Genomic DNA, 14,682 nt, shown 5'->3' on the forward strand with positions numbered 1-14,682 from the left:
TGTACAATATAAAATAAAGTGCTAAGCTTTTATTAATGATGATTGTGCATATTCACCACAAACAAAAACCAATCTATCATACAGAGTATTTTGAAAAGGGGAAGACTTTACATCATGAGGGGAAACAAAAAACGGAAAACCGCAGCGGCGATACTTCTGACAGGAGCATTGGCCTTTGGCAGTGTGAGCACTACCTTTGCAGGAGTTATAGGTCACGGAATAACCACAGGAAAATGGCAACAGGATTCAATCGGCTGGTGGTACCAGTATTACAATTCATATTATCCTGTGAATAAGTGGGAATTTATCAATGGTTACTGGTATCATTTCGGACCTGCGGGCTACATGGATACTGGCTGGTACACAGAAAACGGAGTTATGTATTATCTTGATCCGGTAAATGGAAACATGTATCGGAACTGTCAGTCAGTCATAGATGGCTTTACTTATGATTTTGATGATTCCGGTGCAGCAAAAGTTGAAAATCACTACAAGAGTCCTGTAGTCATCCCCCCTGAAGACCAGAAGAGCGACCTTGAAAAAATTGTAGATGCAATGTGTGATGACGTTCTTTCCGGGCTTGTCTATGACGGTATGACTGATCGTCAGAAGCTAACCAATATCTACTACTGGGTGCGCAGTAATTTTACCTACGGCGGACACTCTGCAACCAGAGACTGGGTAACTGAGGCCTATGAAGGTCTGAGAAGGCATCGCGGTGACTGCTACACTTATTTTGCGGTAACACAGGCACTGCTCACGAGAGCAGGATTTCCAAGCATTGAAGTCATCCGCTGTACCGACAATGATCACTTCTGGAATCTGACAAAATGTGACGGACAATGGTACCACTTTGATACTACACCAAGAGCCGCAGGCGGAACCTTCTGTCTTCTGACAGATGCTCAGATGCTTTCATATTCAGCAGCCCACAGAGGATGCTTTGCATTTGACCAGAGTCTCTATCCGCCAACACCTTTATATTGATCACAAACCGGAGAACAACCATGGAAGAACTTATCGAAATCCTTAAAGACATTGACCCAGACATAGACTATGAAACCTGTGACACCCTTGTGGAGGATGGCGTCCTGACCTCCTTTGAGATGGTAATGCTGGTGACGGACATCAACCAGAGGATGGGTGTAAGCATTGCCCCCGAAGATATCCTCCCGGAGAACTTCAGCTCAGCCAAAAAGATTTATGAACTGATTCAAAAATCACGGGGAGAGTAATCTGACATGCTTCTTGTTTCCTATCAGTTTCTGCTGTTTCTGGCAGTTCTGGTCATACTTTATTATCTTATTCCGAAAAGATTCCAGTGGGTTTTAATGTTTACGGCGGGACTTCTTTTCTATGCCTGCGGAGGTCCCTGCGGACTTGTTTTTGTCTTATTTACAGTCCTGTCCACCTGGGGACTGGCACTTTCTATGAACAGGATTCCAAAGGGAGAAAAGAAACGAAAGTCTTTATTTATCCTTGGTCTTTTGCTTAATATAGGCATTCTCGCCGTACTGAAATACACAAACTTTTTCCTTCAAAACATCAATACACTTCTGGAACCACAGGGCTATAGTTTCCCATACGTAGACTGGCTTTTGCCACTTGGGATTTCCTACTATACTTTTCAGTCTGTAGGGTATTTTATCGATGTATATTTGGGGAAGACAGAACCCGAAAAGAAACTCGGACACTATGCGCTGTTTGTGACATTCTTCCCTCAAATGGTTCAGGGTCCCATCAGCCGATATGACGAACTTAAAGATCAGCTTTTCAAAGGCTATGACTATGACGGCGGAAGAATACGAAGCGGACTTCTCAGAATGCTGTGGGGCTATTTCAAAAAGCTTGTGGTGGCTGACCGTATCGCTCCACTTGCCATCACCATAGCACAGGCATCTGAAGGCTTCGGAGGAATCTGGGTTTGGATAGGCATGTTTTCCTACACCATCTGGATGTACTCGGATTTTACCGGAGGAATCGACATAGTGCTTGGTGCGGCAGAGCTTTTCGGAATCGCACTTCCGGAAAACTTTGATCATCCGTTTTTCTCAAAAAACCTCGCTGAGTTCTGGCGAAGATGGCACATGTCACTCATGCGCTGGTTACGTGAATATATTTTCTTCCCCATTTCCATGAGTAAAACTGTGGGGATGCTTTCTCAAAAAGCAAGGAAGCATTTCGGGAAAAATATGGGCCGAAGAGTGCCTCTCTATATAGCAAGTATTGTCACCTGGTTTGTAACCGGCATCTGGCACGGAGCTTCCTGGAATTTTGTATGCTGGGGCATGGCAAACTGTATTGCCCTTCTTATTTCTCAGGAGCTTTCTTCCTGGTCGAAAAAATTCCGTAAAACCCATACCTGGACAGAGTCCAATGCTTACAGCTGTTTTGAAGTGGTGAGAACTTTTCTTATTTTCTGTATGCTGGAAATGTTTGAATACTATCCGTTTTCATCGGTATTCCGGCTATTTGTCAGCATGTTCACAGAATTTGATCCGAGGCAGCTGATGGGCGGAACCCTGTTTAACCTGGGAATCACAGTACAGGATTTCACCATCCTTGTCCTGTCAGTAGCTCTGATGATCCGGACCGGTTTTGTCAGCTTGAAAACTCCCATGAGAGAATGGCTTTCGAAGCGTCCGGCATGTATACGTTTCATTCTCGTCTATGGACTGTTCCTTTGTGTCCTGATATTCGGAATCTACGGACAGGGCTATGATGCCAGCCAGTTTATATACAATCAGTTTTAATTCAAACCGAAACCGGCTGAACTTTTTTTCAGCCCCGTTGATTCTAACAACATCAGACTCCAAAAGGCTACCAAGCAGTATGTTGAATTTAAATCTTAATATCATAATTAAAGAGCAATACATGCTTTTATAAAGGGGGAACTATAATTTGGACTCCAGAAAACATATCCGAATCTTTACAGCAGCTCTTATCATTGTTGGGAGCCTTACAGCATTAACACGACTTCTGGTACCCAAATATATGGGGCAGGTTACGGAAGGTGCCTTCATAGGAGAGTACTATGCAGACAAATCTTCCCACGACCTCCTGATACTTGGTGACTGTGAAGCCTACGAAAACATTTCCCCCGTTGCACTTTGGAAGGAATACGGTATCACCTCCTGGATTCGCGGAAGCGCACAGCAGCTTATACCTCAGTCATATTACCTTTTGGAAGATACACTCAGGTACGAGACTCCAAAGGCAGTTCTCCTCAGCATTTCTGCCATGCAGCAGATCGAGCAGGTGAGTGAAACCTACAACAGGATGACCCTGGACGGTATGCGATGGTCCGGTGCAAAGCTTATGGCGATACAAAATACCATGATGCCGGAGGAACACCTTATAGAATATGTTTTCCCGCTTCTCAGATTCCATTCCAGGTGGAGTGACCTTTCACAGGATGACCTCAGGTACTTCTTTCACGGTAATCCCACCACCCACAACGGCTACTATCTGAGAGCCGATGTGAGACCTGCAGGAGAATTTCCTGAGGAGCGCCGTGTCCGTAATCCGGAATTTGAAGCAAAGGGCTATGAATACCTCGATAAGATCCGTGAGCTCTGTGATAAAAAAGGCATAAAGCTAATGCTTTTCAAGGCACCTTCTCTTTATCCCGTATGGCATGAGGAATGGAACATACAGATAGCGGACTATGCCGGAACCTACGGTATCCCCTACATCAATGCTTTGGAAGATATCGAAAAGATTGGCATTGATTTCGATACCGACACCTATGACGGCGGTCTTCATATGAATGTTTACGGCGCAGAAAAGGTTTCCTCTTATCTCGGTCCAAGGCTTCTTGAAGCCGGTCTAAAGGACCACAGAAAGGATCCCGAACTCGCCGTACTCTGGAGCGATAAGGAGAAGCGTTACGAAGCAGATAAAGCTGCTCAGACAAAAGAATTCGCCGAAAAGGGATACCTTGCAAAGTTCGCCGGAGAGGATACTTAATAATAGTGGTGTTAGTCGTTAAATAGGTTGGGGTTGGTATATGACACGCAGAATCATGATAGAAGGTAATCTACGTGTCTAAACTGCTCTGTTTTTGAAAATGACGAAACGCAGAAGAACGACATTAGGCCATGTGCATGCAAAAAACCACTTTAACAACCAATTTTCAAGCTAATATCATAATAGTTTCTGCCGATATAACTACGGTAGAATAAGCCCAAGCGCTTTATTAAGATATCACCTGGCTTCAAAAACAGGAAAATCAAAGTAATAAACGTAACAGTTCAGTCAGTGGACCAGGGGGACGGGGTTGGTGGTTCACCGATTAAACTGTCACTAATAAACTGAAAGGAAAGGACTATGAAGAAAGCAAAGATATTAACAGCTTCACTTTTAACTGCATTAACTATGACCATGGCACCGGTGACAGCATTGGCCTTCAATTTACCTTTTGCAAATCAGACTCAGAAGGAGGAATCCTATACCTTTAAGAGTGGTCTCACAGAGATAAAAATGGGAGACGAGGCAGCAACTGTTATTGCAGCTCTCGGGCATACCACGAAGGCGGTTTTCGAGACGGACAGCTGTGCATATCAGGGAAAGGACAAGGTTTATACCTACAAGGATTTTGAAGTTTCCACTTTTCCAAAAGACGGAAAGGAATGCATTTCAGCCCTTGTCATCACCGGGGCAAATGTAGCAACCCCGGAGGGTATAAGTGTCGGCTCAAAAGCCTCTGACGTAACCAGAATCTACGGCACAAGCGACGGAAAGTACGGAATTTACCGATATGATAAAGGTCATTCCGAACTCACCTTCTACACAGATGCGGCAGGTTCCGTAGAAGAAATCGAATACATTTACAAACAGTGATCCGGAGGAAAAAATGATCAAAAATGTACTGGAGTATCTGGAAGCCTCTGAAAAGACATTTCCGGGTAAAACTGCTTACATGGATAAAAACGGCAACATAACCTTTGGAGATTTAGGTGACAGGGCGAGGAGGCTTGGTAGCTTTCTCGCCCGTAAATCTGTAAAAGGAAAACCTGTTGCCGTATTCATGGAAAAATCAGTGGATATGATTCTTGGATTTTTGGGAACAGTCTATGCCGGAGGCTTTTACTGTCCCATAGATGTGACCATGCCTGAGGAAAGGATACGTACCATTTTTTCGGTGCTTAACCCCGCGGTTGTTCTGACCCGGGAGTCAAAGCGTGAAAAAGTAAAAGAACTTATGGCCGGACTTGATGGCGACACTGAAATTGCTGTCTATGAGGAGGCTGTACAGTATCAGGTTAATGCTTCCGTCCTGAACTCAATCAGAAAGAGAAGTGTGGACTCTGACCCTCTTTACGTACTTTTCACCAGCGGATCCACCGGAGTTCCAAAGGGAGTTGTAGTCCCTCACAGAGTCATGATAAACAACATGGAATGGCTGGAAAGGGAATATCACTTTACATCTGAAGAGGTGCTTGGCAACCAGGTACCTTTCTATTTTGATGTATCAGACCATGACATCTACAGTGTATTGAAATTCGGCTGCAGCATGGTGATCGTGCCGTCGGAATACTTTGCTTTCCCGGTGAAGCTTGTTCAGTTCCTGAATGAATATAAGGTGACAGCCATTTTCTGGGTTCCTTTTGCACTCTGTATGGCAGCAAATCTCGATGCATTTAAGGCAGAGATACCGAAGTATCTGAAATACATCTTTTTTGCCGGTGAAGTCATGCCGGTTAAGCAGCTTAATTACTGGCGGAAACATTTGCCTGAGGCTTTGTATGCCAACATGTACGGACCTACAGAAACTTATGTCTGCACCTACTATAATCTGGACCGCGAGTTTAAGGATGATGAATCCCTTCCCATAGGTTTTCCGGTAAGTTATGCAGATATACTGGTTCTCGATGAAGAGGGAAGACTGGTGGAACCTAGAGAGGACGGAACCGAAAGTCCTCAGGGAGAGCTCTGCGCCAGGGGATGTACATTGGCACTTGGCTATATGAACAGCCCGGAGAAAACTGCGGAAAGGTTTGTTCAGAACCCACTTCAGAAAGGCTGGCAGGAGATCATCTACAGAACAGGCGACATAGTCCGCTATAACTCCCGTGGAGAACTGGAATACCTTAGCCGGAAGGATTTTCAGATCAAGCATCTCGGATACAGGATTGAGCTTGGTGAAATAGAAACTGCAGCCGGTGCAGTGCAGGGCGTCGAAACCTGTGCCTGCGTCTATGACATGGGACGAAAGATGATAGTTCTGGTGTACTCTGGAGAAGAGATTTCGAAACGTGATATGCTACGCGCCCTGGAAACGAAAATCCCTAAATATATGCTGCCGAACAGAGTGCTTCACTTAGAGGAACTCCCTCACAATGCAAACGGAAAGATAGACAGAAAGAAGCTTGAGGGGATGGTGATTTAAGACTACTTCCGTACTGAAATCAGCGCAATAATATTTGAATAAAACCTATACAAACGACTGTATCTAAACTATGATTCCAATATAATTGTTTGAATAGAGGATAGTTATGAAAATATATGTAGACTTTGATGATTGTCTCTGTGAGACTGCCAGAGCATTTACCGTAATAGCGGAAAGACTTTTCGGAAAGAAGGTTCCCTATGAGGAAGTACGATTCTTTAACCTTAAGGCTTCCTTTGATCTTACGGATGAGGAATACGAAAAAATGATGATCGAGGGGCATCTTCCGGAAATTCTTTTATCCTACGAAGAGACACCGGGAGCTTCAAAAGTCCTTAATGAGTGGATAGATCAGGGTCATGAGGTTTCTATCATTACAGGTCGTCCGGCAAGTTCCTATAAGGATTCACGAAAATGGCTGGATGATCACGGTCTTGACCGTGCAAAACTCTTTACCCTCAACAAATACGGAAGAGACTCTTTTATCAGGAACAGTGATTTTAATCTGGAACTGGAAGATTACTACAAAATGAAATTCGATATGGCAATAGAAGATTCTCCGATGGCCTTCAGATTTTTTGATCACATGCCGGACCTTAAGATCATGGTTTTCGACCGCCCATGGAACCGGGAATGTGACTTTCCAAACAAAAACTATACCCGCTGTCCGGACTGGGAGTATATCCGAAAACAGGTTAATGCTATATAGTACAAAGAATAATTTGTAATCAGTACATATTACTCTGCTAAAAAGCTGTGATAAAGTCCAATCAATAGAGTTTAAATGTGTCAGAAATATATTAAACGCTGTGATAGAGCTCAATCAATAGAGTTCAAATGTGTCAGAAATATATTAAACGCTGTGATAGTAAACATTTGTGGGAGAGAGTTATGAAAAAAATAAACATCATTACAGCATTGTTAGTTACCGCATTATCCTTTACACCGATATTTTCTTCATATGCAGATACTTATACGGGATATGAATTGACTCGGGGAACATATCCGACAGTTCCGGCTGCTAACGATATATTACAGAATACAGTTTCCGAAAACTCGGGATCAACTGTTATACCGCAAACAGGTAATGGTCCGACAGGAACAGAAGAAGATACAAAATCTGAAGAAGAACTGCTTTTGGAGCAGCAGAACAGAGCGTGGCTTGCGGAACAGGAAAGGCTTCAGGAAGAAGCTCTTCACGCTCAAAAAATAGGAGAATTTTATAAGGATTCTGTTGTTATAGGAGATTCTGTAGCAGAGGACTTTTCCCGTTATGCTTTAAGAAATACTGCATTACCCATATTTCAGAATCTCAAGTTCCTCACGAGAGTAAGTTACTCGGTTCATAACGCCTTTATGGCGATTTCCGGCAAATCCAAACATCCCATATATCAGGGACAGCAGATGTACGCCTGGGATTCCCTGAAGCTTATGGGAGCAAAACACATTTATACTTTCTTTGGACTGAATGACCTTTGGGGAGGTGTAGACAACACTGTGGCAAAATATCTTCAGTATATTGCAAAGATACAGCAGGAGATACCCGGTATAAAGATCACTATTGTAAGTACAACACCTATATATGTTTATGCTAAAGAGGAATTTAACAATGACACTATCCGTGCATTTAATGCAAAGATGGAAGCATTGGCAGCAGAAAACGGCTGGGGATATCTGGATGTAGCATCAAGGCTCTATGACAGTGACGGTTGTCTCGCAAAACAGTATTGCAGCGACAGGGGCATTCACCAGACAAACGCTGCTTACAAGCTTTGGCAGGCTGCCTTCGAAGAATATGCGGAGGCTCACCTTGATGATGTGCAGGCGACTCCCTGAGGGAGCCGCCTTTTTGTGTGAAGCAGCTATATAAAATGAAATCTTCATAAAGAACATGGCAAACATTTTATATGCATTAATCCGGCAAGATTATGTTTATTATTTTTGAGTCGATAGAACAGTCGATAAGTTATTTTTGTAAATCACTTGATAATAGTAACAGTGCAGTCAGTGGACCAGGGGACGGGGTTGGTGGTTCATTTTAGGAAAATGAACCACCAACCCCGTCCCCTGGTCCACCGACTGCACTGTTACTGATAATAATCATTTTATGGAGGTGAAACAATGAATCCCATTGACTATTCTCAGAAGTCCTGCTGGTACCAGATTCCCGAAATCACTAAAGATATCGATACTTTCTTTGTATATCCGACAGAGTACCTTGCGACCAATGAAACAGATCCGGACTATGCAACACTGGATAATGCCGAAATGCTGGACGGTGTTAAAAATGTTGATCACAGGTTTTTGGCCAGCGTATATGAAGATTCTACCAATGTATTTATACCATACTATCGGCAGGCCAGCCTGCGAGTTCAGATAGATTCATGGAAAAAGACCAGAGACATTCGTAATGCCTTAAAGAATGACTCGCCCTATATAGATATAAAGGCCGCACTCGACTATTACTTCGAAAATTATAACAACGGACGTCCGTTTATTTTAGCCTCTCACAGTCAGGGTTCAGGCATTTGCACTTTACTGCTTGAGAACTACTTTAAAGAGCATGCAGACTACTATAAACGCATGGTGGCAGCATACCTTATTGGTTTTTCTGTTACAAAGACAGAACTAAAGGCAAATCCACACCTGAAATTTGCGACAGGTGAAACAGACACCGGCGTTATTATCAGTTGGAACACCGAAGGTCCGGAGAACGTGGAGAATAATCTGCCGAATGCCGTAGTCATGCCGGAGGCTGTCAGCATTAATCCTTTAAACTGGAAACTTGACGATACCTATGCACCTGTAAGTGAAAACCTGGGCACCCTTATATTGAACGAAGAAACCGGAGAAACCGAAATCAGCGACATCGGTGCTGATGCTCAGGTTATCCCTAAACGTGGAGTGATTTTGACCAACGCAAAATATGAGCCAATGATGGGATTACCTGATGTATTCGGTACTGCAAGCTTCCACAACGGTGACTACTCATTTTTTTACAACAATATCAAGGATAACGTAGCAAAACGTATTGCAGCATACAAGAAATAATCAAATTCCATATGATTCGAAGCTCCCCGTAGTGTTTCCGGGGGGCTTTCTGTGGTATGAACTATTCATCATCGAAATATCAAAAATTTCATGACACCTTATAAGAAGATGAGCCTTAGTCGAAATAAGATACAAGGTTTTGTGTCTCTATGTCTGCATAGTATTTCTACAGCAGGCTTTAACGATCGTCCCTTTAGTTATATGTAATCTCAGAACGCTGACCTAATGAGGAAACAACATGGAAACACTTCAAAAAAATGAAAAGAGATCGCTGATCACTCTTGGCTTAGGTATATCCCTGGTTGTAGTGATCATCCTGTTCATCCTATATACTCTGTATCAGGTATCAAAAGACAATCTGATAGGCATGTGGAATAACAGTGCCATACAGATGTCCTATGAAGTCTCCTACTATCTGAATACTCCGAGAGATGCCGTTAATTTCACAGCACAAAATATAGAGGGAATGATGGAGGAAGGCTGCACCAATAGGGAGATAAAGGATTTTCTTATTAACGAGACAGCTGTTTATTCCAGACTTATAGACAGTAATTATACAGGAATATACGGCTACTGCAGAGGCGAGTATCTGGATGGATCCGGCTGGATAGAGCCAGATGATTACGTGGCTACAGAAAGACCCTGGTACATTGAAGCAAAAAATGCAAAAGGAGAGGTTGCTTTTGTAAAGCCTTACTATAATTTTCAAACCTTTGAACTTATGATGTCTGTAAGTAAGCTCCTGAGTGACGGTGAAAGCGTAATTTCCATGGACATTTTCCTTGACAGTGTTCAGAAGCTGGAAGACCGTATGCTTCAGTCTCAAAGGGTAGATGCCGCTATGCTGATCGATAAAAGCGGTATGGTCGTAGCTCATTCTGATCACGATGAGATCGGCAAAGAATATCTCATACTCGGTAACGAGTATGAAAAGGAGCTTGTATCCACTATATTTGAAATAAAGAACGGTGTGTCTTCAATAAATTCAAAAAATGGAAGAGAGCTGGTTTTCTGCCAGCAGGTAAATAATGACTGGTACTCGGTCCTCATCCTCAGTGAAAAGGAGATCCTTGGTCATATAAAACATATTTACCTGATTTCAGGAGTGATACTTGTGGCTATATTTATGGTGTTCTTTGCTGTATTCAGCATTTATATGAGTAAGCACAAGGAAGCAGGAGAACTGCATAGTGAGATCCGGGCAATTTCCGATATTTATACCAATATGGAGCTCATTGATATCAGAAACGGCAAAGTTAAACCCATAAGGGAAAGCCTTGTTTATAAGGATGTATTTAACAGCGGTAATAAATTTACCAATGATAAGCTTGAAGAAATGGCAGAGCATCTGGCCGCAGAATCTTCCAGAAGTATGCTGGTGCAGTTTATGGATTTTGATACCCTGCCTGAACGTATCGGTGATCTGAAGACTATCTCCCATGAATACATTGACAGAAAGGGAGAGTGGAACCGCATGCACTTTATTGTGGTGGAACGGGAAACGGACGGTTCCATCAAAAAGCTTCTGTGGGCAATCCAATCAATAGATGAGGACAAAAAGAGGCAGGAGCTGTTCAAGAATCTTGCAGAGACAGATGCATTAACACATATCTTAAACAGAAGCGGAGGAGAGAGCAGGATATATTCACTTCTCGAAAAAGGCAAAACGGGAATGCTGCTTCTTTTTGATGCAGATCATTTTAAATATGTTAATGATACCTACGGTCATGATATGGGTGACAAGGTCATCATCGCTCTGGCAAATTGTCTGAAAGAATCCTTCAGAGATACTGACGTTGTATTCAGACTGGGCGGTGACGAGTTCGTGGCATTTGCATCAGGCGTTGAAAATGAAGACGTCGGACGGCTGGTGGTTAACAGACTGTTTGCAAATATAGATAAGATTTCCTTTGAGGAAATGTCAGACTGGAAACTCAGGATAAGCGTCGGCGCGGTACTGTGTTCAAAGGAGAACAGGGAGCCCTTTGCCACACTTTATCAGAATGCTGACAAAGCAATGTATGAAAGCAAGCAGCATGAAGGAAACTACCTTACATTTTACAAATTATAATATGATATCAAAGAGCCGTTCCTTTAGTTTACCCTCGGTACAAAAGTTCCGAGGGCTTTTTTTATTAGAAAGATATATGGTGTATTGAAGATCCTTAGCAATCAATTCGGAATCTAATACGACCTAACTATTTTATAGATAAACTATTTAATTACATCATCAATTGCTTAATTGCATCATTTTCATAAAAACGATGCAATTAATGTTGGCAATGAGTATAATGAGTGTTATTATTTAAGTGCATCATTATATCCATTTATGAGTGAATTGATGTTTGAATGAGGATGTTTAAATGAGAAATTTTGATTACAGTAAAAAATGGGAAAAATTACTGACACCGGAAATCGTGGCATTGCTTACGCAAATCCATGAGTATAAAGGAGAGCAGTCACTTTTTATAGAAGCGAAGGCTGATACGCTGACGCAACTTGTTGAGATTGCGAAGATTCAGAGTACCGAAGCATCCAATAAGATTGAGGGTATCTACACTTCTGATGCGAGACTGAAAGCGCTAGTTAAAGATAAGACTACGCCTAAGACGAGAAACGAGCGAGAGATTGCCGGATACAGGGATGTACTTAATACAATCCATGAGAGTCATGATTACATCTCGATAAGACCGAATATGATCCTTCAGCTTCACAGAGATTTATATAAGTTTGAAGGTTATGATATAGGTGGAAAGTATAAAGCAGCGGATAACATCATTGAGGAAGAGGATGAACAGGGCAACAAATTTGTAAGATTCAGACCGGTTCCTGCATGGGAAACGCCCGAGGCAATCGAGAATCTTTGTAATGAATTTGACAAAGCTCTCGGAACCGGAACTATAGATTCACTGCTTCTGATACCGATGTTTATATTGGATTTCCTTTGCATCCATCCGTTTAATGACGGAAATGGAAGGATGAGCAGATTGCTTACATTGCTGATGTTGTACAGGGCAGGATACATCGTAGGAAAATATATCAGTATCGAGCACCTGATTGAAAAGACAAAGGAATCATATTATGAGTGTCTGCAGGAAAGCTCCCTTAACTGGCATGAGGAAGAGAATAATTACGTTCCATTTGTGAAGTACATACTCGGCGTGGTAGTGGCCGCATACAGGGATTTTTCTGACAGGGTAGAGACTTTGGTTACAAGCGGTCTTTCAAAGCCTGAGCGCGTGGCTGAACTGATCAAGAACACTTACGGAGAGATCACAAAGTCGCAGATCATGGAGAAATGCCCTGACATAAGCCGCATAACTGTTGAGAGGGCTCTGTCAGAACTTCTGTCATCGGAAAGCATAATAAAGATTGGTGGCGGCAGATATACAAAATACGTTTGGAACAGAGATAAGGAATAAAGGAGAACTATAATGACCGGAGAACTTGGTAATAAGATTGATAGTTTGTGGGAAATCTTTTGGAACGGCGGGATCACAAATCCGCTCGATGTTGTTGAGCAGATGACATACCTCATGTTCATAAAGGATCTGGATGATACAGATAACCTCCGTGCAAAGGAAGCTGCCATGCTTGGGCTTTCTTACAAGAGCATATTTGCAGATGAAGTTGAGATTGGAGACCGTAAGGTTGATGGTAATCAGCTTAAGTGGTCTACTTTCCACGACTTCCCGGCACAGAGAATGTATTCAGTTGTCCAGGAATGGGTATTCCCTTTTATAAAGAATCTTCACGGAGACAAGAACTCTGCCTATAGCAAATACATGGATGACGCAATCTTTAAGGTAAACACTCCTTTGATGCTCTCCAAGATTGTTGACGCTATGGATGAAATATATTCCATGATGGAAGAACTACACCAGACAGACATCCGTGGTGATGTATATGAGTACCTTCTTTCTAAGATTGCTCAGTCCGGCGTTAACGGTCAGTTCAGAACTCCGAGACATATCATCCGTATGATGGTAGAGATGATGGATCCGAAGCCTACAGACTTTATCTGCGACCCAGCTTGCGGAACTTCCGGATTCCTTGTTACCAGCGGAGACTACTTAAGAGAAAAATACAAGAAGGAAGTACTTCTTGATAAACAGAACAGAAATCACTTCATGAATGATATGTTCCACGGATATGACATGGACAGAACTATGCTTCGAATCGGCGCCATGAATATGATGACTCACGGAGTAGAGAACCCGTTTATTGAGTACCGTGACAGCTTATCTGATCAGAACCCGGATAAGGATATGTATACCCTTATTTTGGCAAATCCACCTTTTAAGGGTAATCTTGATGCAGATACCGTATCAACAGACCTTCAAAAGGTATGCAAAACCAAGAAGACAGAGCTTTTGTTCCTTGCGCTGTTTGTAAGAATGCTTAAGATTGGCGGAAGATGCGCTTGTATCGTTCCTGATGGAGTGCTCTTTGGATCTTCCAATGCACATAAGGCAATCAGAAAGGAAATCGTAGAAAATCAGCGCCTTGAAGCAGTAATCTCTATGCCCTCCGGTGTGTTTAAGCCATATGCCGGTGTTTCTACAGGAATACTTATCTTTACTAAGACAGGACATGGCGGAACAGACGATGTATGGTTCTATGATATGACTGCTGATGGCTTCAGTCTTGATGATAAGCGTACTGAGATCAAGGATAACGATATCCCTGATATAATCAGTCGTTTTAGGAATCTTGAGGCTGAAAAGGACAGAAAACGTACAGATAAGTCCTTTATGGTATCTAAAAAGGAAATTGCTGATAATGACTATGACCTCTCTATAAACAAGTATAAAGAAGTTGAATATGTTGCGGTAGAGTACCCACCCACATCGGAGATTATGGCGAATATCAGAGAGATTGAGAAGCAGATCAGTAAGGAAATGGATGAGCTGGAGAAACTGTTGGCGCAGTGATGCAATCGGTTACAATGTGTAACCGGTTGAAGGCGTGACAAGTTGTCACGGGTTTGAGACCAATTTCCTGAGGTCGGGAAATTGGTAGAACTATTGAGATTTGTCGAGGTAACGAGGAGTGCGCAGACAAGATGGCAACGGCTGCCGGGAGCTTGCTCACGGGCAGACGCTTGGCAGATTGGATGCATAGTCCGACAGGACGCATGAGCATGTAGCGAAGCGGAATGCGAATGAGACACTCCGGAAAACTTGATATTACAACTGAATATTTGTTTGACGATAACGAGTGGTGATGGTAAGATAGTT

12 protein-coding genes are annotated in these 14,682 nt (G+C 42.6%); all 12 read left to right on the forward strand.

Features of this window, described 5'->3' with window-relative positions; translation table 11 throughout:
• Positions 1–114 precede the first annotated feature (114 nt).
• Positions 115–987 carry a transglutaminase domain-containing protein gene (locus G625_RS17815; protein ID WP_049895540.1) on the forward strand — a complete coding sequence of 291 codons (873 nt, stop codon included), beginning with the start codon at positions 115–117 and terminating at the stop codon, positions 985–987.
• Positions 988–1,007: 20 nt separating this feature from the next.
• Positions 1,008–1,235 carry a hypothetical protein gene (locus G625_RS0101070; protein WP_029199628.1) on the forward strand — a complete coding sequence of 76 codons (228 nt, stop codon included), beginning with the start codon at positions 1,008–1,010 and terminating at the stop codon, positions 1,233–1,235.
• 6 nt (positions 1,236–1,241) lie between these two features.
• Complete coding sequence (locus tag G625_RS0101075) at positions 1,242–2,753, forward strand: MBOAT family O-acyltransferase (RefSeq protein ID WP_029199629.1); 1,512 nt, start codon at positions 1,242–1,244, stop codon at positions 2,751–2,753.
• A 148-nt stretch (positions 2,754–2,901) separates the two neighbouring features.
• Positions 2,902–3,969, forward strand: a complete 1,068-nt coding sequence (locus G625_RS0101080) for an SGNH/GDSL hydrolase family protein (protein WP_029199630.1) — start codon at positions 2,902–2,904, stop codon at positions 3,967–3,969.
• Positions 3,970–4,329: 360 nt separating this feature from the next.
• Positions 4,330–4,842, forward strand: a complete 513-nt coding sequence (locus G625_RS0101085) for a hypothetical protein (RefSeq protein ID WP_029199631.1) — start codon at positions 4,330–4,332, stop codon at positions 4,840–4,842.
• A 13-nt stretch (positions 4,843–4,855) separates the two neighbouring features.
• On the forward strand, positions 4,856–6,391 hold the full coding sequence (locus G625_RS0101090; protein ID WP_029199632.1) for an amino acid adenylation domain-containing protein: 1,536 nt from the start codon (positions 4,856–4,858) through the stop codon (positions 6,389–6,391).
• Positions 6,392–6,497: 106 nt separating this feature from the next.
• The gene (locus tag G625_RS0101095; protein ID WP_029199633.1) at positions 6,498–7,100 is read left to right on the forward strand and encodes a 5' nucleotidase, NT5C type; all 603 of its coding nucleotides are present in this window, start codon (positions 6,498–6,500) and stop codon (positions 7,098–7,100) included.
• A 182-nt stretch (positions 7,101–7,282) separates the two neighbouring features.
• Complete coding sequence (locus G625_RS0101100) at positions 7,283–8,227, forward strand: SGNH/GDSL hydrolase family protein (RefSeq protein WP_029199634.1); 945 nt, start codon at positions 7,283–7,285, stop codon at positions 8,225–8,227.
• A 285-nt stretch (positions 8,228–8,512) separates the two neighbouring features.
• Positions 8,513–9,442, forward strand: a complete 930-nt coding sequence (locus tag G625_RS17820; protein ID WP_049895542.1) for a DUF3089 domain-containing protein — start codon at positions 8,513–8,515, stop codon at positions 9,440–9,442.
• A gap of 238 nt (positions 9,443–9,680) precedes the next feature.
• A complete protein-coding gene (locus G625_RS20835; protein WP_049895544.1) occupies positions 9,681–11,513 on the forward strand; it encodes a diguanylate cyclase domain-containing protein in 1,833 nt (610 codons plus the stop codon).
• A gap of 292 nt (positions 11,514–11,805) precedes the next feature.
• Positions 11,806–12,864 (forward strand): Fic family protein, encoded by a 1,059-nt coding sequence (locus G625_RS0101115; RefSeq protein ID WP_029199635.1) that lies wholly within the window; start codon positions 11,806–11,808, stop codon positions 12,862–12,864.
• A gap of 12 nt (positions 12,865–12,876) precedes the next feature.
• On the forward strand, positions 12,877–14,376 hold the full coding sequence (locus G625_RS0101120; RefSeq protein WP_330364928.1) for a class I SAM-dependent DNA methyltransferase: 1,500 nt from the start codon (positions 12,877–12,879) through the stop codon (positions 14,374–14,376).
• The last annotated feature ends 306 nt before the right edge of the window (positions 14,377–14,682 follow it).

It is taken from the genome of Oribacterium sp. NK2B42 (assembly GCF_000424445.1).
Lineage (GTDB): Bacteria > Bacillota > Clostridia > Lachnospirales > Lachnospiraceae > Oribacterium.

Excerpts from the sequence above, each read along its gene's own strand:
- G625_RS0101095 (WP_029199633.1), top strand. The coding sequence starts at position 6,498 with ATGAAAATATATGTAGACTTTGATGATTGTCTCTGTGAGACTGCCAGA.
- G625_RS0101100 (WP_029199634.1), top strand. The coding sequence starts at position 7,283 with ATGAAAAAAATAAACATCATTACAGCATTGTTAGTTACCGCATTATCC.
- G625_RS17820 (WP_049895542.1), top strand. The coding sequence starts at position 8,513 with ATGAATCCCATTGACTATTCTCAGAAGTCCTGCTGGTACCAGATTCCC.
- G625_RS20835 (WP_049895544.1), top strand. The coding sequence starts at position 9,681 with ATGGAAACACTTCAAAAAAATGAAAAGAGATCGCTGATCACTCTTGGC.
- G625_RS17815 (WP_049895540.1), top strand. The coding sequence starts at position 115 with ATGAGGGGAAACAAAAAACGGAAAACCGCAGCGGCGATACTTCTGACA.
- G625_RS0101085 (WP_029199631.1), top strand. The coding sequence starts at position 4,330 with ATGAAGAAAGCAAAGATATTAACAGCTTCACTTTTAACTGCATTAACT.
- G625_RS0101120 (WP_330364928.1), top strand. The coding sequence starts at position 12,877 with ATGACCGGAGAACTTGGTAATAAGATTGATAGTTTGTGGGAAATCTTT.
- G625_RS0101070 (WP_029199628.1), top strand. The coding sequence starts at position 1,008 with ATGGAAGAACTTATCGAAATCCTTAAAGACATTGACCCAGACATAGAC.
- G625_RS0101115 (WP_029199635.1), top strand. The coding sequence starts at position 11,806 with ATGAGAAATTTTGATTACAGTAAAAAATGGGAAAAATTACTGACACCG.
- G625_RS0101090 (WP_029199632.1), top strand. The coding sequence starts at position 4,856 with ATGATCAAAAATGTACTGGAGTATCTGGAAGCCTCTGAAAAGACATTT.
- G625_RS0101075 (WP_029199629.1), top strand. The coding sequence starts at position 1,242 with ATGCTTCTTGTTTCCTATCAGTTTCTGCTGTTTCTGGCAGTTCTGGTC.